The organism is Rhodovulum sp. FJ3, from assembly GCF_032918305.1.
GTDB lineage: Bacteria > Pseudomonadota > Alphaproteobacteria > Rhodobacterales > Rhodobacteraceae > SAT37.
Genome location: NZ_JAWJUU010000002.1, coordinates 632857 through 656423, shown reverse-complemented (window position 1 = coordinate 656423; position 23567 = coordinate 632857). Strand labels below are relative to the sequence as shown.

At 61.4% G+C, this 23567-nt stretch carries 23 protein-coding genes and 1 tRNA gene; 9 read left to right on the top strand and 15 right to left on the bottom strand.

Annotated features, from left to right (window positions below; genetic code table 11):
• Positions 1–216: 216 nt before the first annotated feature.
• The 4 genes from R1W00_RS08255 to hpt form a co-directional block, all read right to left on the bottom strand.
• Complete coding sequence (locus R1W00_RS08255; RefSeq protein WP_317262248.1) at positions 217–1095, bottom strand: cytochrome c; 879 nt, start codon at positions 1093–1095, stop codon at positions 217–219.
• 9 nt (positions 1096–1104) lie between these two features.
• Positions 1105–1584: a cytochrome c gene (locus tag R1W00_RS08250; RefSeq protein WP_317262247.1), complete on the bottom strand. Its 480-nt coding sequence runs from the start codon at positions 1582–1584 to the stop codon at positions 1105–1107.
• Between the two features lie 108 nt (positions 1585–1692).
• The gene (locus tag R1W00_RS08245; RefSeq protein WP_317262246.1) at positions 1693–1869 is read right to left on the bottom strand and encodes a hypothetical protein; all 177 of its coding nucleotides are present in this window, start codon (positions 1867–1869) and stop codon (positions 1693–1695) included.
• Positions 1866–2414: a hypoxanthine phosphoribosyltransferase gene (hpt, locus tag R1W00_RS08240; RefSeq protein ID WP_317262245.1), complete on the bottom strand. Its 549-nt coding sequence runs from the start codon at positions 2412–2414 to the stop codon at positions 1866–1868. The genes R1W00_RS08245 and hpt overlap by 4 nt, the downstream gene beginning before the upstream one ends.
• A gap of 68 nt (positions 2415–2482) precedes the next feature.
• Here hpt and R1W00_RS08235 point away from each other — a divergent pair, with 68 nt between their 5' ends.
• Positions 2483–2938 carry a type II toxin-antitoxin system RatA family toxin gene (locus R1W00_RS08235; protein WP_317262244.1) on the top strand — a complete coding sequence of 152 codons (456 nt, stop codon included), beginning with the start codon at positions 2483–2485 and terminating at the stop codon, positions 2936–2938.
• A gap of 62 nt (positions 2939–3000) precedes the next feature.
• Here the strand turns inward: R1W00_RS08235 and R1W00_RS08230 are convergent, their stop codons facing one another.
• Positions 3001–3474 carry a disulfide bond formation protein B gene (locus R1W00_RS08230; protein ID WP_317262243.1) on the bottom strand — a complete coding sequence of 158 codons (474 nt, stop codon included), beginning with the start codon at positions 3472–3474 and terminating at the stop codon, positions 3001–3003.
• Positions 3471–4049 (bottom strand): YqaA family protein, encoded by a 579-nt coding sequence (locus tag R1W00_RS08225; protein WP_317262242.1) that lies wholly within the window; start codon positions 4047–4049, stop codon positions 3471–3473. Before R1W00_RS08225 ends, R1W00_RS08230 begins: the two co-directional genes overlap by 4 nt.
• Before the next feature lie 116 nt (positions 4050–4165).
• On the opposite strand from R1W00_RS08225, the gene R1W00_RS08220 reads away from it, so the two are divergent.
• A tRNA-Leu gene (locus tag R1W00_RS08220) sits at positions 4166–4249 on the top strand.
• 742 nt (positions 4250–4991) lie between these two features.
• Positions 4992–8633, top strand: coding sequence for a Hint domain-containing protein (locus tag R1W00_RS08215; RefSeq protein ID WP_317262241.1), 3642 nt, complete (start codon positions 4992–4994; stop codon positions 8631–8633).
• A gap of 57 nt (positions 8634–8690) precedes the next feature.
• Here R1W00_RS08215 and R1W00_RS08210 read toward each other — a convergent pair whose 3' ends face one another.
• The 5 genes from R1W00_RS08210 to mnmA form a co-directional block, all read right to left on the bottom strand.
• Positions 8691–9293, bottom strand: coding sequence for a nucleotidyltransferase family protein (locus R1W00_RS08210; RefSeq protein ID WP_317262240.1), 603 nt, complete (start codon positions 9291–9293; stop codon positions 8691–8693).
• A 3-nt stretch (positions 9294–9296) separates the two neighbouring features.
• Positions 9297–10595 carry a branched-chain amino acid ABC transporter permease gene (locus tag R1W00_RS08205; RefSeq protein ID WP_317262239.1) on the bottom strand — a complete coding sequence of 433 codons (1299 nt, stop codon included), beginning with the start codon at positions 10593–10595 and terminating at the stop codon, positions 9297–9299.
• On the bottom strand, positions 10592–11602 hold the full coding sequence (locus tag R1W00_RS08200; RefSeq protein ID WP_317262238.1) for a branched-chain amino acid ABC transporter permease: 1011 nt from the start codon (positions 11600–11602) through the stop codon (positions 10592–10594). Before R1W00_RS08200 ends, R1W00_RS08205 begins: the two co-directional genes overlap by 4 nt.
• 3 nt (positions 11603–11605) lie before the next feature.
• Positions 11606–12316, bottom strand: coding sequence for an ABC transporter ATP-binding protein (locus R1W00_RS08195; protein ID WP_317262237.1), 711 nt, complete (start codon positions 12314–12316; stop codon positions 11606–11608).
• Positions 12317–12475: 159 nt separating this feature from the next.
• A complete protein-coding gene (mnmA, locus tag R1W00_RS08190) occupies positions 12476–13621 on the bottom strand; it encodes a tRNA 2-thiouridine(34) synthase MnmA (RefSeq protein WP_317262236.1) in 1146 nt (381 codons plus the stop codon).
• A 123-nt stretch (positions 13622–13744) separates the two neighbouring features.
• On the opposite strand from mnmA, the gene R1W00_RS08185 reads away from it, so the two are divergent.
• From R1W00_RS08185 to R1W00_RS08165, 5 genes are all read left to right on the top strand, one after another.
• Complete coding sequence (locus R1W00_RS08185) at positions 13745–14023, top strand: DUF1153 domain-containing protein (RefSeq protein WP_317262406.1); 279 nt, start codon at positions 13745–13747, stop codon at positions 14021–14023.
• Between the two features lie 100 nt (positions 14024–14123).
• Complete coding sequence (gene ctrA / locus R1W00_RS08180) at positions 14124–14843, top strand: response regulator transcription factor CtrA (RefSeq protein WP_317262235.1); 720 nt, start codon at positions 14124–14126, stop codon at positions 14841–14843.
• Positions 14844–14967: 124 nt separating this feature from the next.
• Positions 14968–17088 carry an NAD-dependent DNA ligase LigA gene (gene ligA, locus R1W00_RS08175; RefSeq protein WP_317262234.1) on the top strand — a complete coding sequence of 707 codons (2121 nt, stop codon included), beginning with the start codon at positions 14968–14970 and terminating at the stop codon, positions 17086–17088.
• On the top strand, positions 17085–19175 hold the full coding sequence (gene recG / locus R1W00_RS08170) for an ATP-dependent DNA helicase RecG (RefSeq protein WP_317262233.1): 2091 nt from the start codon (positions 17085–17087) through the stop codon (positions 19173–19175). The genes ligA and recG overlap by 4 nt, the downstream gene beginning before the upstream one ends.
• Before the next feature lie 96 nt (positions 19176–19271).
• A complete protein-coding gene (locus R1W00_RS08165; RefSeq protein ID WP_317262232.1) occupies positions 19272–19412 on the top strand; it encodes a hypothetical protein in 141 nt (46 codons plus the stop codon).
• Between the two features lie 174 nt (positions 19413–19586).
• Here the strand turns inward: R1W00_RS08165 and R1W00_RS08160 are convergent, their stop codons facing one another.
• Positions 19587–20039, bottom strand: a complete 453-nt coding sequence (locus R1W00_RS08160; protein WP_317262231.1) for an iron-sulfur cluster assembly scaffold protein — start codon at positions 20037–20039, stop codon at positions 19587–19589.
• Between the two features lie 67 nt (positions 20040–20106).
• Here R1W00_RS08160 and hisI point away from each other — a divergent pair, with 67 nt between their 5' ends.
• A complete protein-coding gene (hisI, locus tag R1W00_RS08155; RefSeq protein ID WP_317262230.1) occupies positions 20107–20469 on the top strand; it encodes a phosphoribosyl-AMP cyclohydrolase in 363 nt (120 codons plus the stop codon).
• Between the two features lie 42 nt (positions 20470–20511).
• Here the strand turns inward: hisI and gluQRS are convergent, their stop codons facing one another.
• The 3 genes from gluQRS to R1W00_RS08140 all read right to left on the bottom strand — a co-directional run bounded on the left by gluQRS (position 20512) and on the right by R1W00_RS08140 (position 23505).
• Complete coding sequence (gene gluQRS / locus R1W00_RS08150) at positions 20512–21375, bottom strand: tRNA glutamyl-Q(34) synthetase GluQRS (protein WP_317262229.1); 864 nt, start codon at positions 21373–21375, stop codon at positions 20512–20514.
• The gene (gene trmFO / locus R1W00_RS08145) at positions 21360–22697 is read right to left on the bottom strand and encodes a methylenetetrahydrofolate--tRNA-(uracil(54)-C(5))-methyltransferase (FADH(2)-oxidizing) TrmFO (RefSeq protein ID WP_317262228.1); all 1338 of its coding nucleotides are present in this window, start codon (positions 22695–22697) and stop codon (positions 21360–21362) included. The genes gluQRS and trmFO overlap by 16 nt, the downstream gene beginning before the upstream one ends.
• Before the next feature lie 64 nt (positions 22698–22761).
• Positions 22762–23505 carry a hypothetical protein gene (locus R1W00_RS08140; protein WP_317262227.1) on the bottom strand — a complete coding sequence of 248 codons (744 nt, stop codon included), beginning with the start codon at positions 23503–23505 and terminating at the stop codon, positions 22762–22764.
• Positions 23506–23567 lie beyond the last annotated feature (62 nt).

Below are 23567 nucleotides of genomic sequence, written 5' to 3'. Positions count from 1 at the left end.
TCCGCGCTCGGGGGTAACTTGGACTGTAAAATATTTCTGAGCTATTCGAGCCGTAGGAGTTTTCCGCATAATTTCGACGTGGCTCAGGCGACAGTAAACGGTCAGTGTGTTGATGCGATGAGGTGGTATGCGAAGGCACGATGGGATTTTATTGAGGAAACACCAAAGTGACAGCGCATGTTTAACAAAGGCCCGCCAATGGCGGGCCTTTGTTGTTTATTCTAGGGCCAACAGATAGGCGGCGATGGCGTCGCGATCCTCGGGCGGGAGGTTGGCCATATTGGTGACCACATCCGCCATATGCCCGCCTGCGCTGTCGAAATCGGGGGTAAAGCCGGTTTCGAGGTAATAGGCGATGTCGCCTGCGGACCAGCCGAGCGCGCCCGGCGTGATCGCGGGCACCTTGCCCTTGCCATCCGCCGTTGGCGCGCCGGTCATCCATGCGGCGGTGTCAAGCCCGCCCAGTACTCCGCGCGGGGTGTGGCATTCGGCGCAATGGCCCAGTGCCTCAACCAGATAGCGGCCGCGCTCCAACTCCTGTGTGGCCGCGTTGGTCAGGACCGGATCGTCGCTCAGGTACAGCAGTTTCCACAGGCCAAGGCCCCTGCGGATGTTGAACGGAAACCCGACCTCATGCGCGCGGCTGGGGGTCGGGTCGGCGGGCAGGGTGGTGATATAGGCGTAGAGATCGACCACATCCTGATCCGTCATCCGCGCATAGGACGTATAGGGAAAGGCCGGATAATAGTGTCGCCCGTCCGGCGAGGTGCCGGCTTTCAACGCGCGGCCCAGATCGGCCACGGTCCATGCGCCGATGCCGTGGTCCATATCCGTGCTGATATTCGGGGCGTAGAAGGTGCCGAAATCGGTGGCAAAGGCCTGACCGCCCGCAAGGGTCAGTTTGGCGTCGCCCTCGGCCCCCGGCGCGGCGTGGCAAGAGGCACAGCCGCCCGCGTAAAACACCTGTTCACCCGCCGCAACGTCGCCCGTCAGGACGGCAAAAACGGCGGGATCGGATGGCGCGGGGCGTGTCAGTAGCCAAAAGGCCGCAAAACCCAGCGCCGCCGCGCCAAGTGCATAGGGGAAAATCCGCATGACTATCCGTTAGTTTGCGGGTGCGCGATAGGCCTTGTGACAGGCACCACATGCGCCGCCGACGGGACCAAAGGCGGCCTTCATCTCATCCAGACCCATGCCAGCGGCATCGGAGAGATCGGTCGAGGCCTCCCACAGGGCAACCGCCTTGGCGCGGACATCGTCGCCGTTCTCCCAGATCGCGGGCAAGGCGCGCGAGCCCTCAAAGCTGTCGCTATCGGTGCCGGGCAGCCATGCGCCGGGGATGCGCATGCCGGATGCGGCGGCAAGGCTGTTGGCGGCGTTGGTGGCGGTTTCGGCGTTATAGGGCAACTGACCCTTGGCCATCGCGCCCAATACACCAAGGTTATAGGCGTAAATCTGCATCTGTGCCTTGCGGACCTTGACCGCGTTTTCGGCGGCCTTGCCGTCTTGGGCCACGGCGACACCCGCGCCGGTCACAACAGTTGCACCCAATGCGGCGCAAGCGATCCACGTTTTCAGTCCCATCCGATTACCTCCGTTAAAAATACTGAACGTATTAGAGCGCAGATTCGTTCCCAGACCTAGTGACATTGCCATGACGGGGTTTGTCGGCAAATTGTTGCGTGGCGCGTGTTATTTCACGCGCCCACGGGGCACGCGGTTCGGCGTCAGCCACTCGGGCCAGCCCCAGATCCGTTCGATCCCGAACAGCACCAGACAGATCGCGATCACCACCGCGCCAAAGATTACGCGGTTCATACTGGGCGGATTGCGCGCCCATCGCGACGCGCGGACAAGCCACATATTCATGCTTCATCCCCCGTAAAGCGGACCTTGCCAATATAGGGCAGATTGCGGTTTCTCTGGGCGAAATCGATGCCATATCCGACCACGAATTCGTCGGGGATTTCGAACCCAATCCAGTCGGCGTTCATCTCAACCTCACGCCGCGCGGGCTTGTCCAGCAAGGCGCAAACGGCCAAGCGGCGGGGTTTGCGCCCCCCTAGCATGTGCAACACATGGGTCAATGTGTGGCCCGTGTCGACGATGTCCTCAACCACCAGAACATCGCGGCCCTCAATCTTGCCGCGCAGGTCTTTGAGGATGCGCACCTCACGCGACGACGTCGTGTCGTCGCCATAAGAGGAGGCCTCAAGAAAATCGACCTCGACCGGCAGGTCGATTTCACGCACCAGATCGGCGATGAACACGAATGAACCACGCAGCAACCCCACCACGACCAGTTTGTCGGTGTCCGCGAAATGAGTGGAAATATCACGGGCCACTGCCTCAATTCGGGCGGCAATGGCCTTGGCCGAGATCATTTCATCTATCACATATTGTCGCTGGGGCATTGGCAAACCTTGAAGTTCTGGGCGGATTGGACGACATGACGCCTACGTCTTAACAAATATCCGAGATCATGCCGACCCATTCCGAGACACGTGTTTTGCCCTATACCGCACAGCAGATGTACGATCTGGTGGCGGATGTGGGATCCTATCCAAAGTTCCTGCCTTGGACCGCGGCAGCGCGGATACGCTCGCGCACCGACAACGGGCAGGGCGGTGTGGTGATGGAAGCCGATCTGGTGATCTCGTTCAAGGTGTTTCGCGAGCGGTTTGGCAGTCACGTGACCCTGTGGCCCGAAGCGATGAAGATCGACACGCGGTATCTGGATGGTCCTTTCAAGCATATGGTGTCGAACTGGGCGTTTCGCGATCGTCCCGAGGGGGGCTGCGAGGTCGAGTTCTTTGTGGATTTCGAATTCAAGAACCGCATCCTGCAAGGGGTCATTGGCGCCGTGTTCGGCGAGGCGATGCAGCGGGTCGTCAAAGCGTTTGAAGCGCGAGCGGCGGATTTGTACGCGCCAGCCTAAGCGGCACGCCCGTGGGGCGCGCCGGATTTGAGTATTTTTGCCAAGATGAAGAGGGCGGCCGTTCAGGACGGGCGGGTCAGTGCGCGCAGCCAGATCAGAACGAAGAGGGCCGAGAAGAGGGCGTTCCAGCTGGCCATGGAGAGGCCGAAGAGGGACCAGGCGACCTCATCACAGAGGACCAGTTTCGGGGCGGCCTCGAAATTCAGGAGATCCGCGCCGGACATGCCCGATAGGCCGCCGCCCGCCGAGGTGCAGGAGGTCGGGCCCTGCCACCAATCCCGTTCGACGCCGGTGTGATAGATGCCGATGCCCGATGTGGTGGCCGCACTAACGGCGCCGAGGGCCGCGATGATGCGGGCGGGGAAGGCCATGCCGATGAGGCCGGCGAGCACCGCCGCGCCGTGGGGCCAGCGCTGCCAGATGCACATGGCACAGGGGGCGAGGCCGCCGATGAACTGAAACGCCCACGCGCCCAGCAGCATGGACAGGGAGCCGGCGGCGGCCAGAAGGATCAAAAAGCGACGGGTGTCGGTCATAGGAATTTCACCAGATAAAAGCCCCCGATGAGGGCGATCAGGAAGAGGGCGAACATCAGCCCGAGGCGACGTTCAATAAAGTCGCGGATCGGTGGGCCAAAGCGTTTCAGGAGTGCTGCGACGATAAAGAACCGCGCGGCGCGGGCGATGATGGACGAGACGATAAACACGGGGATCGACAGGCCGGTGAGGCCCGAAAGGATCGTGATGACCTTGAACGGGAACGGTGTCAGACCCGCGAAGAGCACCACCCACGCGCCGTAGGCGTCAAATCGCGTGGCGAAGTCGTCGAAATAGGCCTCTTTGCCGTAAAAGGCGAGGACCGGTTGGCCAACCGAGTCAAACAGAAACGCCCCGATGGCATAGCCCAAAAGCGCGCCAAGGACCGAGGCAACCGTCGTGATCAGTGCGATCAGCCATGCCCGTTTCGGCGCGGCCAGAATCATAGGAATCATCAGGACGTCGGGGGGGATGGGGAAAACCGAGCTTTCGATGAACGAGACGATCGCAAGGGCCCACAAAGCGTTCTTGGACGCGGCCAGAGAGACCGTCCAATCATATAACCGCCGCAACATGTGCGCCCCTTTTCACGAAACCAATCTCCTCATTGCAATGCCTTATGCAAAATTGCGGGTCAAGCGATTGGGGCCATTGACCATCCCCGAGAGGCGATATAAACGGCACGGGCTGGGCCCGAGTGGCGGAATGGTAGACGCAGGGGATTCAAAATCCCCCGCCGCAAGGCGTGCCGGTTCGAGTCCGGCCTCGGGTACCAGCGAAAATCACACATGACGAGGCCATGCCGCAGGCGGTCGTTTCCGGTTTCAAGATCGGAAACGGATGACGTTAGTGGCGCTTTGCCTTCCGAAAGTATGTATTCGAACTATCCCAAAGCTCTCTTTGATTCGCGTAAAAACCGCCTCAAAGTTGCGTAAAATGCGATCAATCATCCGTGGGTCGCGTAAATTCCGTCAGTTACGCGACAAATTTTAACACTCAAGTTTTTGACACAATTCAAACGGCTTAGGGCCCAGTTCCTGTTTTTGGACTTTTTCTGATTTGGGAACAAAGAAGGGGGCTGGGGATGCGAAAAATCACAACGAACAGTAAATGAAGGTTAATTTCAGGGTCATCGCGCAAGGATCGTCCCCGCAGTGGCGACAATAGGTTGTGCAGGTGCAGCATCTCTCGCCGTCGAAATTTCGACAAATGGGGCGAAAGTGAGGCAGGCCGTGCCCCAATCCCGTCAAATTTTCCTTTGATAGCGAACCCCTCCTTAAGTAAACCTTACCTAGCCCATCTGGGGGGCTTTGATATCGACCTTAGGGTCAATCTCTCTCGGACGTGACTGCCACGCGTCCGGCACAAGACAAAGATGACACGCTTTGCACGGACACCTGCCAGTGTCTGTGTTTGGGGTAGCGCGTTGTCTAACGTTGGTGCGTCTCCCGAATGGGCCTGTGTAATGGCCAGTTGATCCGCCGTGGTGCGCGGAGTGACATTTGGGGAAAGATACGATGTCCGATTTTCTGCTTGATTGGAGCGCACTAGGCGCTGACGGCTTGTTCAGCCTGTTCTCGTCCGGTGGCGACAACGTTGGGGTTTCGATCTCGACCCCGACCAGCGGCTGCAACACAAGCTTTTTCATCGACGGCAACGGCAATCTGGCCAGCAACGACGTCACACAGGCGACGACCACGATCCTGACCTTTGACGAGGCGGTGAGCGATGTGTCCTTCTCGCTCTATGATGTCGACGCGGCCCACGGACAGTGGGACGATAAGGTGACCATCCTGGCCTATGACGCCGATGGCAATCTGGTTCCCGTCGATTTCAGCAACGTCAACACCTCCCTGCAGACCGTGAATGGCAACACGATCGAAGGCACCACCAACGGGGACACCGACACCAATGGCGCAGGCGACACGGACACCGTCGACGTTACCATTGCGGGCCCGATCGTGCGTCTGGAGATCATCCACGACAACGGCGATAGCTACCACGAGAGCGGCTATATCAGCGTCAGCGACCTGAGCTTTAACCTTGCCGATGTGCTGGGCGACGGCATTGTTGAGGGGACTGAAGGCGGCGACATCATCGACGGCACCTATCTGGGCGATCCCGATGGGGACCTGATCGACGCGCTGGACGCGGTCCTGCCTGGTGAGGTTGGCAACGACGACATCGTGACCGCCGGCGCGGGCAATGACTGGGTCGATGGTGCTGACGGCAATGACGAGATTTTCGGCGGCACGGATCACGACACGCTGATCGGTGGTGTGGGCGATGACGTCATCTTTGGTGACAGCAGCGGCCCCGATGGCGATCCCACCGTCCGCGAGAGCTTTAACTGGAGCAAACTGCCGGATCAGGATTACTATGGTTACGGCACCGTAGACGATGGCGATGATCTTGAGGGTCTGACCCTCAGCCAGAACACCGGCACCGTCACCGTGACGGTCTCCACGCCGGACGATTATGCCTCGGGTCTGGATACCGAGTTCGAGACCCAGACGATCAACGTCGCGGGCATCGACGGCGGCGACGAGACCGTCAACAGCCACAGCAGCCTTGAATCCTTTGGCTCGCACGGGAATGGCGACGGCACCTATGTCGTTGAATTCTCGGACAGCGTGACCAACGTTGATTTCCGCGTGAACGACATCGACGCCAACCGTGGTCAGGTCACGATCCGTGCCTATGACGCGGACGGCAACCTGATCCCCGTCACTCTGACGGCTGGCTCGGACCTGATCCTGTCGGACACCGATGCGCAGGCGGGCGATGACACCGCGCTGGCCACCGGGAATGGCGACAGCGACGACAGCAACAACTCATTGCTGGTTGAAATCGCGGGTCCCGTGTCGCGGATCGAGATCGACCATGTGAACGCCGGTACCGAAAACACCGCGATCTATATTTCCGACATCTTCTTTGACGCCACGATCGCCGGTCCCGGTGATGCGACGGGCAATGACGTTCTGGCCGGTGGTCTGGGCGCGGATGCCCTGTTCGGCGAAGGTGGCGATGACCTGTTCGTGGTCGAAAACGGCTTTGGTGCCGACACGATCGTCGGCGGTGAAACCGGTGAATACAACGGCGACTTCCTTGATGCGCGCAGCATGACCGACGACGCCAATGTCGTCCTCAGCGCGCCGGAAACCGGCACGATCACCTCGGGAGGTGACACCGCTCAGTTCTCTGAGATCGAGAACATCCTACTGGGTTCGGGCGATGACACGCTGACCGGTTCGACGGGCAACGATGTCGCCGCCTTGGGCGCGGGTAGCGATGCCGCAAGCGCTGGCGAGGGCGACGACAGCCTCTGGGGCGAAGCGGGGGATGACACCCTGACCGGCGGCGCGGGCGTGAACTATCTGGACGGCGGCGACGGCGACGATGTCTTTGTCGGCGGCGAGGGCGCGGATGGCTTCTCGGGCGGTCGCGGTCAGGACAACATCGACTATTCCTCCTCGGATGAGGCAGTGAATGTTCAGTTGTTCAACGACGGCACCGGCACCCTGTCAGGCGGCGATGCGGCCAATGACACCGTGTTCGGTGGCATCGACGGCGTCATCGGGTCCGAGTTCAACGATACCCTTGTCGGTTTTGACGCAAGCAGCACCAACCCTGACGACACCTTTACCAACGAGTTCTTTGGCGAAGGTGGCGACGACTATATCGACGGTGCAGGCGGTGGCGACCTGCTGGACGGTGGTTTGGGCAACGACACCATTCTGGGTGGCGACGGCGACGACACGATCAGCGCGGGCGTAGATCAACTGGGCGCGCCCGATCTGGGCTATCCCGGTCTGTTTGATGCCGACGACAATCCCACCGACGATCTGGACAGCGTCGATGGCGGCGCGGGCAACGACATCATCTTTACGGGTGATGACGCCGACACCATCTTGGGCGGCACGGGCAATGACACCATCGACGGTGGTGTGGATGCCGACGTGATCTCGGGTGGCGATGACAACGATTATATCGTCGGTGGCGAGGGTGCCGATGACATCTCGGGCGATGACGGCGATGACACGATTTACGGCGGTCTGGATCCGTCCTTCCCCGACAGCCTGAACATTGTCGATGCTCTGGACGCGGTTCAGAACAACGGCACCGACACGATTGACGGTGGCGCGGGTAACGACCTGATCTTTGGTCAGGACGACGATGACCTGATCGACGGCGGCACCGGCAACGACACAATCGACGGCGGTATCGACGAGGACACGATCTTTGGCGGCACGGGTGCGGATAGCATCATCGGCGGTCAGGGCGATGACCTGATCGACGCGGGCTTTGACACCGACGCCGACGTTCTGCGCGGGAACGAGGACGCCGATACCTTTACCGGCGCGACCGCAGGCGACACCGTGTTCGGTGGCTCGGGCGGGGACGACAACGATACGCTGGACCTGCGGGGCACCCTGCCCACCGGTGGCAGCTATATCCTGACCAACCTGACCACCGACAGCGACGGCAACGGCTTTGACGGGACGGTTCAGTATTTCGACGCCAGCGGCGCGGATGCGGGCACGGTTCAGTTCAACAACATTGAAAACGTCATCCCGTGCTTTACGCCCGGCACCACCATCGCGACCCCGCGTGGCGAGGTTCTGGTCGAGACCCTGCGCGAAGGTGACAAGGTCATCACCCGCGACAACGGCATTCAGGAAATCCGCTGGGTGGGCGAGCGTGCACTGGACGGTCGCGAACTGTCCAAGGCACGTCATCTGCGCCCGATCATGATCAAGGCCGGTTCGCTGGGCCAAGGTCTGCCCGAGCGTGACATGCTGGTCAGCCCGAACCACCGCGTTCTGGTCTCGAACGATCGCACGGCACTGTACTTTGAGGAACGCGAAGTTCTGGTCGCCGCCAAGCATCTGGTCAACAACAGCTCGATTCAGGCGCTGGACACGACCGGCACGACCTATATCCACTTTATGTTCGATCAGCATGAGGTGGTTCTGTCGAACGGGTCCTGGACCGAGAGCTTCCAGCCGGGTGATTACACGCTCAAGGGCATGGGCAACGCCCAGCGCAACGAGATCTTTGAACTCTTCCCCGAACTGCAGAGCGATCAGGGCCTGCAGGATTACACCGCTGCGCGCAAAACGCTGAAGCGGCATGAGGCCAAGATCCTGCAACTGTGATCCGCATCACAGGATGAATTAAAAACGCCGCGTCCGATTGGGCGCGGCGTTTTTTCGTTAGTGCGGGGTGTTGGTGCGGGTGCGCCAGTCGTCCCATGCCTCGGGCGTGTCGAGGTCGGTTGTGGCGTGACCCTCACGCAGGGGGATCAGGTGCAACCGGTCCCTCTGCGCCATGATCACCGGTTTCGCGCCGGTGTCGCCGGTGATGGTGGCAAGGTCGGGAAACAGGTCTGCGGGAAACACGACGGGATGCCCCTGAACACCGTTCGACGTGGCGCGGATGATGGCGCGCGTGTCGTTATCGAACGCATCGCGCAGGGTATTCAGGTCGTCCGTGGTGATCTCTGGCATATCGGCCAGAACCACCATCGCGCCGGTATGACCGGCGGGCAGGGCGGCAATCGCCCCGCGCAGGGACATGGCCATGCCGTCGGCCGCGTCGGGGACAGGGATGCGAACGGCGTTCAGCCCCTCAATCGCGTCGGCGCGCGTGGGATGATCGGGCGACAGGGCGACATAGGTGGACAGACCCGTAGCAATCGCCCGCCCCAATTGCCGCGCGATCAGGGGCGTGCCATCGATCGTCTCCATCAGCTTATCGCGCCCGCGCATCCGTCGCGCAGATCCCGCCGCCAGAACGATGATCGCCAGCCCCGTCATGGATTACCGTTCGGGGATCAGGCCGCGCGGACTGAACCGCAGCACCAAGAGCAGGATCACCCCCATGCTCAGCAGACGCATATAGGCCACGCTGTCGATCAGATGCGCGCGCAGGGGGCTGTCGGCGGCCATACCGGCGGTCAGGGTCTCCATCGCCAGCTTGCCCAGCGGCTCGGCCTGAACCCAAAAGAACCAGATCAGGAAGCCGCCCAGAACCGCGCCGAAATTGTTGCCCGATCCGCCCACGATCACCATCACCCAGATCAGGAAGGTAAAGCGCAGCGGCTGATAAGACGTCGGCGTCAATTGCCCGTCCAGCGTGGTCATCATCGCCCCCGCCAACCCGCAGATGGCCGAGCCGATCACGAACACCTGCAAATGGCGGTGGGTCACGTCCTTGCCCATAGCCGAGGCCGCGACCTCATTGTCCCGGATCGCGCGCATCATCCGACCCCACGGGGATTTCAGCGCCATTTGCGCCCCCCACAGGATCAGGGCCAGAACGATGCCGAACAGGGCGGAATAGCACAGCTTGACGAACAGGGTCGACGCGGTGACAGGGTCCAGTCCGATCGCCGCCGCGCGCTCGGCAAAGCCGACCGATTGCTGCAGGTCGATCTCATAGGGAACAGGGCGGGGCAGGCCGATCACGTTCTTGACCCCGCGGTTCAACCAGTCCTCGTTCTTCAGGATCGAGATCACGATCTCCGAAATCCCGAGGGTCGCAATCGCCAGATAATCCGACCGGAGGCCAAGCGCGGTTTTCCCGATCACCCACGCCGCCGCCGCCGCCAAGGCGGCCCCAACGGGCCAGCTCAGCAACACCGGCAGGCCAAGCCCGCCCAGATAGCCGGCGGTGGAGGGATCGACCGCCTCAATCGCCTGAACCGCGCTGTCAAACAGGGCACGGTAGATGAAAAAGCCCGCGATGGCATAGGCCGCCATGACACCCGCGCGCACGCGCCCGACCGGCACCCGCCGCCACAGCATCACCGCACCCACAATCATCGCCACAGCCAGCAGCAACGCGAACACCACCTTGGGCCCGCCCGCATCCCACGCCGCAGGCACCGGTGCCGCCGAGGTGATGACAACCGCCAAACCGCCCAGCGCGACAAACCCCATGGTGCCCACGTTGAACAACCCCGCAAAGCCCCATTGGATATTCACCCCCACGGCCATAATCGCGGAAATCATCCCCATGTTCAGGATTTTCAGGGCGGTGTTCCAGCTCTGCAAGAAACCGGTCAGCACGATCAGACCGGCGACAAAGGCAAACAGGATAAGGTCACGCGTTTTCATACCGCTTTCCCCTTGAACAGGCCCGTCGGGCGGATCAGCAACACGATGATCAGAATGACAAAACTGACCGCGTGTTTGTAATCGGTCGAAATCAGCTGCACCAACCCATCGGGCGCAAGCGTTTCGGGCAGCACATAGGTCAGCACCTTTTTAAACGCATAGGTCACGGTGACCTCGCTGAACGCGATCAGGAACCCGCCCGCAATCGCGCCAAGCGGACTGCCCAACCCCCCGACAATCGCGGCGGCAAAAATCGGCAGCAACAGTTGGAAATAGGTGAACGGCTTGTAGCTTTTGTCGAGACCATAGAGAACACCGGCCAGAACCGTCAGGGCGGCCACGATAATCCACGTCAGGCGCACCACCTGTTCGGGGTTGATCCCCGACAACAGGGCAAGGTCCTCGTTATCGGAATAGGCGCGCATCGCCTTGCCCATCCGCGTGCGATTGAGGAACCAGAACAGCGCGATCACGGCAATCACCGTCACCACAATCGTCAATGCCTGCGATGTGCGCAGGGCCAAACCCTCATCCAGACCGGTCAGCGTCTTGAACTCGCGCGCGGTGATGATGAATCGCTCTCCATCGGCGAAACGGCGGTCATCAGGCCCAAGGATGATGCGCGTGACCCCGTTGGTGACGAACATCACACCGATGGAAACGATCACGAAAATCACCGGCGCGGCCTTGATCCGGCGATAGAACCGGTAAACCACGCGGTCGGTCGCCAAAACCCAAACCGACGTGATCGCAATCGCCACCGGCAACACCAACAGTGCCGTCGGCAAGGGCCCCATCGACAGGCCCAGCGCCTGCGCCCCCCATGTCAACAGAACCGTCACCATCGTCCCAAGGGCCATCGTGTCCCCATGGGCAAAGTTCGAAAACCGCAGCACCCCGTAGACGAGGGTCACGCCCAGCGCCCCAAGCGCAAGCTGCGCCCCATAGGTCGTTGCCGGAATGATCACGAAATTGGCCAGCACGATAAAGGCGTTCAACAGATCCATCGCTCAGCCCCCCAAGAACGTGCGGCGCACTTCAGGATCCGCCAACAAGGCCGGTCCCGTATCGGTATAGGCATTCGCCCCCTGCACCAGGACATAGCCCCGATCCGCAATCTCCAACGCCTGACGCGCGTTCTGCTCCACCATCAGAATGGAAATGCCCGTGCGCGCGATCTCGATGATGCGATCAAACAGCTCATCCATCACAATCGGGCTGACCCCTGCGGTCGGCTCATCCAGCATCAACAGGCTGGGCTTCGTCATCAACGCGCGCCCCACCGCGACCTGCTGGCGCTGACCGCCCGACAACTCGCCCGCCGCCTGACGGCGCTTGTCGCGCAAAATGGGAAACAGGTCATAAATCTGCTCAATCGTCTCGCGATAATCATCACGCCGCAGATAGGCCCCCATCTCAAGGTTTTCCTCAACCGACATCGACCCGAAAATATTGCGCAACTGGGGCACAAACCCCATGCCCTTGGCCACGCGATCCTGCGGGCTCAGGCCCGTGATCTCTTCCCCATCCAGCCGCACCGATCCCCCGCGCAGGGCCAACATCCCGAACACCGCCTTCATCGCGGTGGATTTGCCCGCGCCATTGGGACCAACAATCACCGCAATCTGCCCGCGATCCACGCTCAGGCTACAGCCATGCAGAATATCCGCAGCCCCATAGCCCCCGGTCATCGCTTCGGCCTGCAAAAACGGCTCAGGCATGCGCGCTCCTGTTTTCATCTTGGTCTAAATACTCATGTCCCCATAGGCCACAGGCACACGGCTGGGCCGCTCACAGGGGCGTGTTCGCACTGTTGTCGGGAACGGCGCGCAAATGCAAGGGGGGGCGGGGCCAACCGACCCCACGTCAGAGCGTCCGCGTTACCCGCGCCAGATCCAGCCGCCGCCGAAAATCCGGCTGCTTTCGGGGTCATAGAACACACAGGCCTGACCGGGGCTGATCCCTTCCTCGGGGGTCAGCAATTCGACCTCCGCCGTGGTTTCGCTCAGCGGTCGAATGATCGCGGCGCGCGGCGGGCGGGTGGACCGGACCTTGACCGAAATCTCCCACTGATCGCGGGATGTAAACGGCTCATCCCCCAGCCAGTTGATCTCGCGCACGGGCACGGTGCGGGTGGCCAGCATCTCTTTGGGGCCAACCACCACCTGTTTTTTGTCGACGTCCAGGCGCACGACATAAAGGGGCTCGGACAGACCGCCGATCCCAAGGCCGCGCCGCTGACCAATGGTGTAATGGATCACGCCCTCATGGCTGCCCAAGACACGCCCGTCCGCATGCACGATCTCACCGGGTTCGGCGGCGCCGGGACGCAGTTTTTCGATCACGCTGGCATAGTTGCCGTCCGGCACGAAACAGATGTCCTGACTGTCGGGCTTATCCGCCACCGCCAGCCCGTATTTCGCCGCCAACTCACGCGTTGCGTCCTTGCTGGGCAGATGGCCCAAGGGAAAGCGCAAAAACGACAGCTGTTCCGGTGTGGTCGAGAACAGGAAATAGCTCTGGTCGCGGTTCGCATCGGCGGCACAGTGCAACTCGGGCCCGTGTTCGCCGTCCATACGTTGAATATAGTGACCGGTCGCCATGCAATCGGCGTCCAGATCGCGCGCGGTTTCCAAGAGGTCCTTGAACTTGACCCGCTCATTGCACCGGATACAGGGCACCGGCGTCGCACCGGCCAGATAGCTGTCGGCGAATTCGTCGATCACCGCGTCCTTAAAGATGTTCTCGTAATCCAGAACGTAATGGGGAAAGCCCATTTCCTCGGCCACACGGCGCGCGTCGTGGATGTCGATCCCCGCACAGCACGCGCCCTTTTTCGCCAAGGCCGCCCCATGATCATAGAGCTGTAGCGTGACGCCGACCACGTCATAGCCCTGTTCCTTGAGCATCGCGGCCACGACCGAACTGTCCACGCCGCCGGACATGGCGACGACGACCCGTGTTTCCGACGGGGGTTTGGCAAAACCAAGAGAGTTCAGCGGCGTATCGTTGCTGTCATAGGGCATCTGGGCGTCCTTTCGGGAGATACCGCTGAATATATGAAAATGCGAACTAGTCTCAAGGCCCGCTTTCACCCTCTTTTAAGGCCCTCGGTCGAACCTTCCCTCACTGCGAAGAGGGGAATGATGATGTTTCTGAAAAAACTGCCCGGGCCGCGATCCGTGAAATTGCCGGATGGCACAACCATGACGCGCGCCGATCTGCCGCCTGAAAACACCGTGCGCTGGGTCGCCAGCCGCAAGGCCGCCGTGGTCAAGGCGGTTGCGGCAGGTTTGTTAACAGAATCAGAGGCTTGTCAGATGTATTCCCTGTCCTCAGAGGAGCTGTCGGAATGGATGTCCGCGGTCAGCAATCACGGCCTTAAGGCCCTGCGCGCAACGAAATTACAGAACTATAGACAACCCTGAATTGTGTGGATAATATTTTAATCATTAGTAACGTGTGTTTAACACTTTTAAGTTCTGCTGATTTTAGACGATTTTTTTATTCCGAACGGAGATTTCAATCATGCGCGTGCTGCTGGTAGAGGACGACCCGACCACGTCGAAAAGCATCGAAATGATGCTGACCCATGCGAACCTGAACGTCTATACGACCGATTTGGGCGAAGAGGGGATCGATCTGGCGAAACTCTATGATTACGACCTGATCCTTCTGGACCTGAACCTGCCGGATATGAACGGGCATGAGGTTCTGCGCCAATTGCGCATGGCGCGGGTGGATACGCCGATCCTGATCCTGTCGGGTGAGGACGACACCGATAACAAGCTCAAGGGCTTTGGCTATGGCGCGGACGATTACCTGACCAAACCGTTCCACCGCGAAGAACTGGTCGCGCGGATCCACGCGATCATCCGCCGTTCCAAAGGTCATGCGCAATCGGTGATCAACACCGGTCGCATCACGGTCAATCTTGACGCCAAAACCGTCGATGCGGATGGCAAGGCGGTCCATCTGACCGGCAAAGAATACCAGATGCTGGAACTCTTGTCCTTGCGCAAGGGCACGACCCTGACCAAGGAAATGTTCCTGAACCATCTTTACGGCGGCATGGATGAGCCCGAGTTAAAAATCATCGACGTGTTCATCTGCAAACTGCGCAAAAAGCTCAGCCAAGCCACCGACGGCGCAAACTATATCGAGACAGTCTGGGGCCGTGGCTATGTGCTGCGCGATCCCGAACCGGCACAGTTCGACGATCACGACCGGATCGCAATGCGGGCCTGAATGGCCCCACGGGTTGGCCCGCCGTGGATGTCAGCGGGCCGAAAGTAAAGTCCACCACTCATGACATCTGGACCTTGCCGGGGTGCCCGCCTAAAAAATGGAGGCACCCCGGGGAGGCACATTCATGTCCGACGAAATTTCCATCGATTCCATGACCAAGGAACAGGCCGCCGCCGAATTGGCGCGCTTGGCCAGTCTGCTGGCCGGGGCCAACACGGCCTATCATGGCGGCGATGATCCGGTCATGAATGATGCAGCCTATGACGCGCTGAAACGTCGGAATGCCGAGATAGAGGCGCGATTCCCCGACCTTAAACGCGGCGACAGTCCCAGCGAACAGGTCGGCGCCGCCCCGTCCGACGGATTCGGCAAGGTGCGCCATGTGGTGCGGATGTTGTCCCTTGGCAATGCGTTTGAGGACGAGGACGTCACCGAATTCGACACACGGATTCGCAAATACCTTGGCCTGCCTGCCGACGCGACCCTGAGCTATACGGCCGAACCCAAGATTGATGGGCTGTCCCTGTCCCTGCGCTATGAAAACGGCACCCTTGTTCAGGCCGCCACGCGCGGCGATGGCGAAGAGGGCGAAAACGTCACCGCCAACGCCCTGACCATCACCGACATTCCCCACCAAATCACCGGCGCGCCCGAGGTGCTTGAGGTGCGGGGCGAGGTCTATATGTCCCATCAGGATTTCGCGGACCTGAACGCGCGTCAGGCCGAGGCGGGGCAAAAACAGTTCGCTAACCCGCGCAACGCCGCCGCCGGTTCCCTGCGCCAGTTGGATGCGACCATCACGGCGGCCCGCCCGCTGCGGTTCTTTGCCTATGCGTGGGGCGATCTGTCCGCGCCGCTGGCCGAGACACAGATGGGCGCGATTGAACGGCTGGCCGCGCTCGGGTTTTCCACGAACCCGCTAACCAAGCTTTGTGATGGGCCCGCCGCGATGATCGACCATTACCGGTCGATTGAGGCACAGCGCGCGACGCTGGGTTATGACATCGACGGGGTGGTGTATAAGGTCAACGATCTGGCGCTTCAGGCGCGCCTCGGGTTCCGTTCGACCACGCCGCGTTGGGCAATTGCGCATAAGTTCCCTGCCGAACTGGCGTGGACGCGTCTGGAAAACATCGAAATTCAGGTCGGGCGCACGGGGGCCCTATCCCCGGTCGCACGCCTGCATCCCGTTACGGTCGGCGGCGTGGTGGTTAGCAACGCCACCCTGCACAACGAGGATTACATCGCCGGTCTGGACAGCAAGGGCCAGACGATCCGCGACGGCAAGGACATCCGCGTCGGCGATTGGGTGCAGGTCTATCGCGCCGGGGATGTGATCCCGAAAATCGCCGATGTCGACCTGAAAAAACGCCCACAAGATGCGGAAAAATATGAATTTCCCACCGTCTGCCCCGAATGCGATTCTGACGCCATCCGCGAAGAGGGCGACGCGGTGCGCCGGTGCAGTGGCGGCATGGTGTGCCCCGCACAGGCGGTGGAAAAGCTAAAGCATCTCGTGTCCCGCGCGGCGTTCGACATTGAGGGCCTTGGCGCGAAACAGGTCGAACAGTTCTACGCCGATGGATGGGTCCGCGAACCGGCGGATATTTTCACCCTGCGCGAGCGGTTCGGGTCCGGCATTCAACAGCTTAAGAACCGCGAGGGCTGGGGCGAGAAATCCGCGACCAACCTGTTCAACGCGATTGATGAGCGGCGCAAGATCGGCCTGTCGCGCGTCGTTTTTGCCCTCGGCATCCGGCATGTGGGCGAAAGCGCCTCGTCGCTCTTGGCCAATCGCTATGGCACATGGGCCGCGTTTGAGGCCGCGATTACCGCCGCCCAGATCGGTGAAGGCACCGAATGGGACGACCTGTTGGCGATTGACGGGGTGGGCGCGGTGATGGCGACGTCCCTTGTGACCGCCTTCCACCAAGGGGCCGAACGGGACATGATCGACCGCCTGATCGCCCATCTGGACGTGCAAGAGGCCGCCGCGCCCGCCGTCGGCGACAGTCCTGTCGCGGGCAAAACCGTGGTGTTCACCGGCACGTTAGAAAAAATGACCCGCGCCGAGGCCAAGGCGCGTGCCGAGGCACTTGGCGCCAAGGTCGCGGGGTCGGTGTCCGCCAAAACCGACCTGTTGATCGCGGGTCCGGGCGCGGGGTCCAAGGCGAAAAAGGCCGCCGATCTGGGCGTTGAAACCATTGACGAAGACGGCTGGCTGGCCCTGATCGACGGCGCATGAGCACACGGCCCGATATCCTGTTCCCGCTGTTCGCGGGCTTGGACAGTCTGGACGGGATTGGCCCGAAGACGGCCGCGCATTTCGCGAATATCCATGTGGAAAAGCCGCGTGACCTGTTGTTTTTGTTGCCCTATTCGGGAACGGACCGGCGCATGCGCGACACGGTTGCGGGCGTTCCGGCGGGTGAGGTCGCGACGGTCACCGTGACCGTGAAACGCCACAGCCCCGCGCGCGCCCGTGGTCGCCCGTATCGGGTGTTTGTGGATGACGGGCAAATCGAATTCCCGTTGGTGTTTTTCCACGCCAACGACCGCTATCTGACCGCGCAATTGCCCGAAGGGGCACGGCGTGTGATTTCGGGCAAGCTGGAATGGTTCGATGGCACGCCCCAAATCGTGCACCCCGATCATATCCTTGAACCGGACGCGGTGGACGGGCTGCCCGACTATGAACCGGTCTATCCCCTGACCGCCGGCGTCACGCAAAAGGTCATGGCGCGCGCGGTGCGTCATGCGGTGCGATTGGCGCCGGATCTGGCGGAATGGATTGACCCGTCCCTGATGCGGCGCGAGGGCTGGCCAAGCTGGGCCGACGCCCTGCATCAGGCGCATAGCCCACAGGCAACCGGCGATCTGTCGCCCGAGACGCCCGCGCGCCAACGTCTGGCCTATGATGAGCTGTTCGCGCATCAACTGACCCTCGCGCTGGCCCGCGCGGATCAACGCCGTGCGACAGGCAAGCCGACCGTGGGTGATGGAACGTTGCGCGATAAGGTACTGAAATCCCTGCCATTCGCGCCGACGGGGGCACAGACCCGCGCGATCGGGGAGATCACCGCCGACCTTGCCGCGCCCTATCGGATGAACCGGCTGTTGCAGGGGGATGTGGGCTCGGGCAAGACGCTGGTCGCGCTGATGGCGCTGCTGACGGCGGTTGAGGCCGGCGGTCAGGGCGTGATGATGGCGCCGACCGAAATTCTGGCCCGTCAGCATCTGGATAGCATCCTGCCCTTGGCCGAGGCCGCGGGGGTCGTCGTTGCCGTTCTGACCGGCCGCGATAAGGGGAAAGAGCGTCAATCGAAACTGGCCGCGCTGGCCCGTGGGGACATCCATATCCTGATCGGCACGCATGCGGTGTTCCAAAAAGACGTCGAATTCCGCGATCTGCGTCTGGCGATTATCGACGAACAGCACCGGTTCGGCGTGGCCCAACGGATGGAGCTGGCCGCCAAAGGGCAGGGCGCGCATATTCTGGTGATGACCGCGACGCCGATCCCGAGATCGCTTAGCCTTGCGCAATACGGTGACATGGATGTGTCTATCCTCGACCAAAAACCACCCGGACGGACGCCGGTGAAAACCGCGTTGGTGTCGACCGCGCGGATGGAAGAGGTGGTCGCGCATCTGCGCGGCGCGATTGACGGCGGGCGACAGGCCTATTGGGTGTGCCCGCTGGTCGAGGAATCCGAGGTCATGGATATGACCGCCGCGCAGGACCGGTTCGTTCATCTGCGCGCCGTGTTTGGCGAGGGCGTCGTGGGCCTAGTCCACGGTCAGATGGCAGACGCGGAAAAAGACGCGGCCATGGCCGATTTCGTGGCCGGTCGGACCAAGGTTCTGGTCGCAACCACGGTGATTGAGGTGGGTGTGAACGTCCCCAACGCCTCGATCATGGTGATTGAGCGGGCCGAGCATTTCGGTCTGGCCCAGCTACACCAGTTGCGCGGACGGGTCGGGCGCGGGGACGCGGCGTCGACCTGTTTGTTGATGTACCAGTCGCCGATGTCCGAAACCGGTCGGCGGCGGCTAGAGATTCTGCGCGAAACCGAGGATGGGTTCCGAATCTCGGAGGAAGATTTGGCCATGCGCGGGGCCGGTGATGTGATTGGCACGGCGCAATCGGGTCTGCCACGGTTTCGCATCGCCGATCTGGAACGTCAGGCGAACCTGATGGCGACGGCCCAAACAGACGCGCGCGCGTTACTGCATACAGACCCTGATTTAACAGGGGATCGGGGCCGTGCGGCGCGGGTTTTGCTGTGGTTGATGGAGCGGGATCGCGCCATCAAATTGATCAAGGTTGGCTAGGCCAAAACCAGACCTGTTCTCATTTGTTCGCAAATGTTCTCATAAAGTTCTTTACAGATGGTTTCCAAAATGAGAACAAAGTGGCAACAGAAACGAATGAGTAAGGTTTTCGCCATGCTGAACGATCTGAAAGACATTTGCCTGCGTGCCGGTCCCACCTTGGTCCAAGATGCCTTGGGTGCGACGTCGTTGATTGTGATGTTGGTGGTTGGCCTGCACATTCCGGGGCTGCTCTAGGGCCCGTTACCTGTTCACTGCCTGTGCCACGGGGTCGCCATGCGTCACATGTCCCAATCTGACGCCTGTCCCCATCCATGATCCGGCTGTCCCCGGATCGCGCGACCCCACGGTAATACCTATCGCGCCTGACCCAGTCAGGCGCGTTTTTTTATGCGCGGATGTGGGGGGGCGTTAGGCCGAAACGGGGCTTTCGGCGGCGTCCATCGCGGCCAATGTCGCATCAAGGCACAACAGGATCGACGCATGGCGGTTGCGATATTCGCGCGCGGGTTCCAGCACGGCCAGACCATCGAACGGCGCGGCGGGCGCGGGACCGTTGTCGGTCAGCATCGCCTTCAGCTGATCGCGGGCGGTCTGGATTTCGGCGCGGCTGCGCCCGATCACCGAGGCGGCGACGACAGAGGCGCTTGCCTGACCCAAGGCGCAGGCTTTGACGTCTTGGGCAAAGTCGGAAATCGCGCCGTTTTCCATACGCAGATCTACCGACACGGTCGAACCGCAGAGCGGCGCGCGCTTTTTGGCATGGCCCATCGGATTGTCCAGCTTGCCCACATGCGGGATGTCGGCGGCCAGTTCGAGGATCTTTGCCGAGTAGAGCTTGATCAGGTCTGTTTCCGCGCTCATGCCATTTCCTTTTTGACGTCTGATGCGTAGATAATGCGCCACAGCAGATTTGCAAAGGATAGCCGATATGGGGTTCGACGTAACAACACTAAAGTTTGATGCCAATGGCCTGATCCCCGCGATTGCGCAGGACGAGGCGGGCGAGGTGTTGATGATGGCGTGGATGAATGCCGAGGCCGTCACGCGCACGCTTGAGACCGGTCGGGTGACCTATTGGTCGCGCTCGCGTCAGTCGTTCTGGATCAAGGGCGAAAGCAGCGGGCATGTGCAGGAACTGGTGGATTTACGCGTCGATTGTGACCGCGATTGCCTGTTGATGGTGGTGCGTCAGACCGGCCCCGCCTGTCACACGAACCGGCGCAGTTGTTTTTACACGGCGGTGCGTGATGGGGAAGAGATCGAACTGATGGCGCCGATGGTGGGCGAGTGACGCCTGCGGCGCGAGTATTTTTGCCAAGATGAAGAGGGCGGGTTAGAGCCCGACCAGCGCGCGGATGTCTGCGGGGGCGGCGCCGTCCGCGCGGTATTTGGCGATAGCGCGGGCGTCATCGCGTTTGGCAAGACGTTTGCCAGCGTCATCGCGGATCAGGTCGTGGTGGTGATAGGTCGGGGTCGGGAGGCCAAGGAGCCGTTGCAGCAGCACATGGACCGTGGTGGCCGCGAAAAGGTCCGCGCCGCGGGTGACTGTGGTCACACCTTGGGCCGCGTCATCGACTGTGACCGCGATATGGTAGGATGTTCCGATGTCACGGCGGGCGAGGACAATGTCGCCGACGGTGTCGGGCAGGGTGCTTAGGTCGATGTCATGCGTGCCGGTGTGGATCGGGCCGGTTTCGGTGAAGATCAGGTTTTGGTCCCCGAGGCGTTCGGCCGCGCGCGCGATGTTCAGGCGGATCGCGTCGGTGTCTTTTGGCGCGCGGGGCGGTAGGTCGCGGCAAGTTCCGGGGTAGATCGGGCCGTCGGGACCGATCATGCGCGCGCCTTCTTGCGGCGCGCTGAGCGCGGCACGGATGTCGCCACGGGTGCAGGAACACGGATAGGTCAGGCCCATGTCGGTCAGGCGTTTGAGCGCCGCGTCATAGGCCGTGCGGCGGTCCGATTGACGCATGACGGGTGTGGGCCATGTCAGGCCCAGCCACGCCAGATCATCATAGATCGCCTGTTCGAATTCGGGTTTGCAGCGCGGTTGATCGATATCCTCGATCCGGAGTAGGAAGGTCCCGTTTTGCGATTTTGCCTGCTTGAACGCCAAAAGAGCCGAATAGGCGTGACCCAAATGCAAAAGCCCGGTCGGGGACGGGGCAAAGCGCGTGACGGGGATCACCCCGCCAGCCATGCCGTCCAATCCGCCTTGGCGCGGTCGGTATAGGCCTTGTACCGGTCCTTGCGCCCGCGACGACCGCCCTTGAGGCCCTCAACCGGTGGGAAGAGGCCAAAGTTCACGTTCATCGGTTGGAAAGTCTTGGCCTCGGCCCCGCCGGTGATATGCGTGACGAGCGCACCGGTGGCGGTGGTGGCCGGAACCGGCGGCAGGGTCTTGCCTGTGAGTTCCGCAATGGCCAAACGCGCGGCCAAGAGGCCCATTGCGGCGCTTTCGACATAGCCCTCAACGCCGGTGATTTGCCCCGCGAACCGGATGTTCGGGCGCGATTTCAGGCGCATTTGATCATCCAGCAGCGTGGGCGAATTGATAAAGGTGTTGCGGTGAATGCCGCCAAGGCGTGCGAAACTGGCGTTCTCAAGACCTGGAATGGTGCGAAACACTTCGGTTTGGGCGCCATATTTCATCTTGGTCTGAAAGCCGACGATGTTGAACAGCGTCCCCAGCGCGTTGTCGCGGCGCAACTGCACCACGGCCCATGGTTTTACGTCGGGCTGATGCGGATTGGTCAGGCCCACGGGCTTCATCGGGCCGTGGCGCAGGGTTTCGCGCCCGCGTTCGGCCATCACCTCAATCGGGAGGCAGCCGTCGAAATAGCCCGCGGTTTCGCCTTCGTGGAATTCGGTTTTGTCGGCGGCCAAGAGGGCGTCGATAAAGGCGTCGTATTGGTCGCGCGTCATCGGACAGTTGAGGTAGGCCTTGCGCTCTTCCTCGGTGTCGCCTTTGTCATAGCGCGATTGGAACCACGCTTGCGACATGTCGATGCTGTCGGTGTAAACGATAGGCGCGATGGCGTCGAAAAACGCAAGGCTGTCGGCACCGGTTTCGGCGCGGATGCTTTGGGCCAGCGCGCCGGAGGTCAGGGGACCGGTCGCGATGATCCAGTGCCCGTCGGTGGGCAGGTCGGTGATTTCACCCTCTTCCACACGGACGTTCGGGTGGGCGCGCAGGCGCTCGGTTACCGCATTAGAGAACGCATCGCGGTCCACGGCAAGCGCACCACCAGCGGGCAGTTGATGCGCGTCGGCCATTTCCATCAACAGCCCATTCGCCTGTCGCATTTCCCAGTGCAGCAGGCCGACCGCGTTCTGTTCGTCATCGTCCGAACGGAACGAGTTCGAACAGACCATTTCCGCCAGATTGCCGGTTTGATGCGCAAAGGTTTCGACCGTGGGGCGCATTTCGTGGATGACGATCTGAACGCCGGCCTGTGCGGCCTGCCATGCGGCCTCGGATCCGGCCATGCCGCCGCCGATGATGTGCAATGTGTTTTCCATGGGGGCGATTTAGGACACGCGCGGCCAAAGGGAAAGATGTTTCCGTGGCCGCGGCGCGTGATTTTTAGGGGCGCAGACGGCCTGTGCGCCAATAGGGGGCCAGCGGATCGGGCGCGTTCAGGGGCCGCGTGCGGGCCGAGGCCGCCGATTGGCCAAGGGTTACGGTGAGGCCGAGGAAAAACCGGTCCTCACTGCCCGAGAGGTCGCCGCTAAACCGGCTATGGGCGGCGCCCATGGTCAGGCTGATCGCGCTTTTGGGGATGTCATATTGGCCCGCGACGCGCAGGGTGGCGGCGGTGGATTGTAGGCCGATCTGGTCGATGTCGACGCCCGACAGATCAGCGGTCAGCCACAGGTTTTCCGACGCGCGCCAGCCAAGACCGGCACCCGCAAACACATAGTCCAGATTGCGATCGTCGACCTGACCCACACCCGCGTGGGCCGTCAGGGCCAGATCGGGCGTCAGGTCGATTGTGCCCTCAATCCCCAGATCCAGAAGGGTGCTGGCCGTGTCGTTGATGTCGCGATAGGCGGCGAAGAAGCCGTATTTCTGACCGGGTTCGGGGGCCAGATAGAGGTGACCGGCGATATATCCGATTTCGGTGTCCGCGAATTGGCTGAGGCCAAGGTCGCCCTGAAGGCCATGGAAGGGCGTGATGGCGACGTCGGCCTGTGCTTGGGCGGTCTTGTCGCTGGTATCATCGGTGGAGACGCCGAGCGTGGCAAAGGTCAGGCCAAGGCTGCTCTGGGCGTGGGCGGCGGGGGCCAGTGTGCTTAGGGCGATCAGTAAGGGAATGGCGAGTTTCATGGCGGCCTCATCAGGTTATGAGGCAAAATAGGTCTGTGCGGTGATTTGAATAAAGTTTTAGT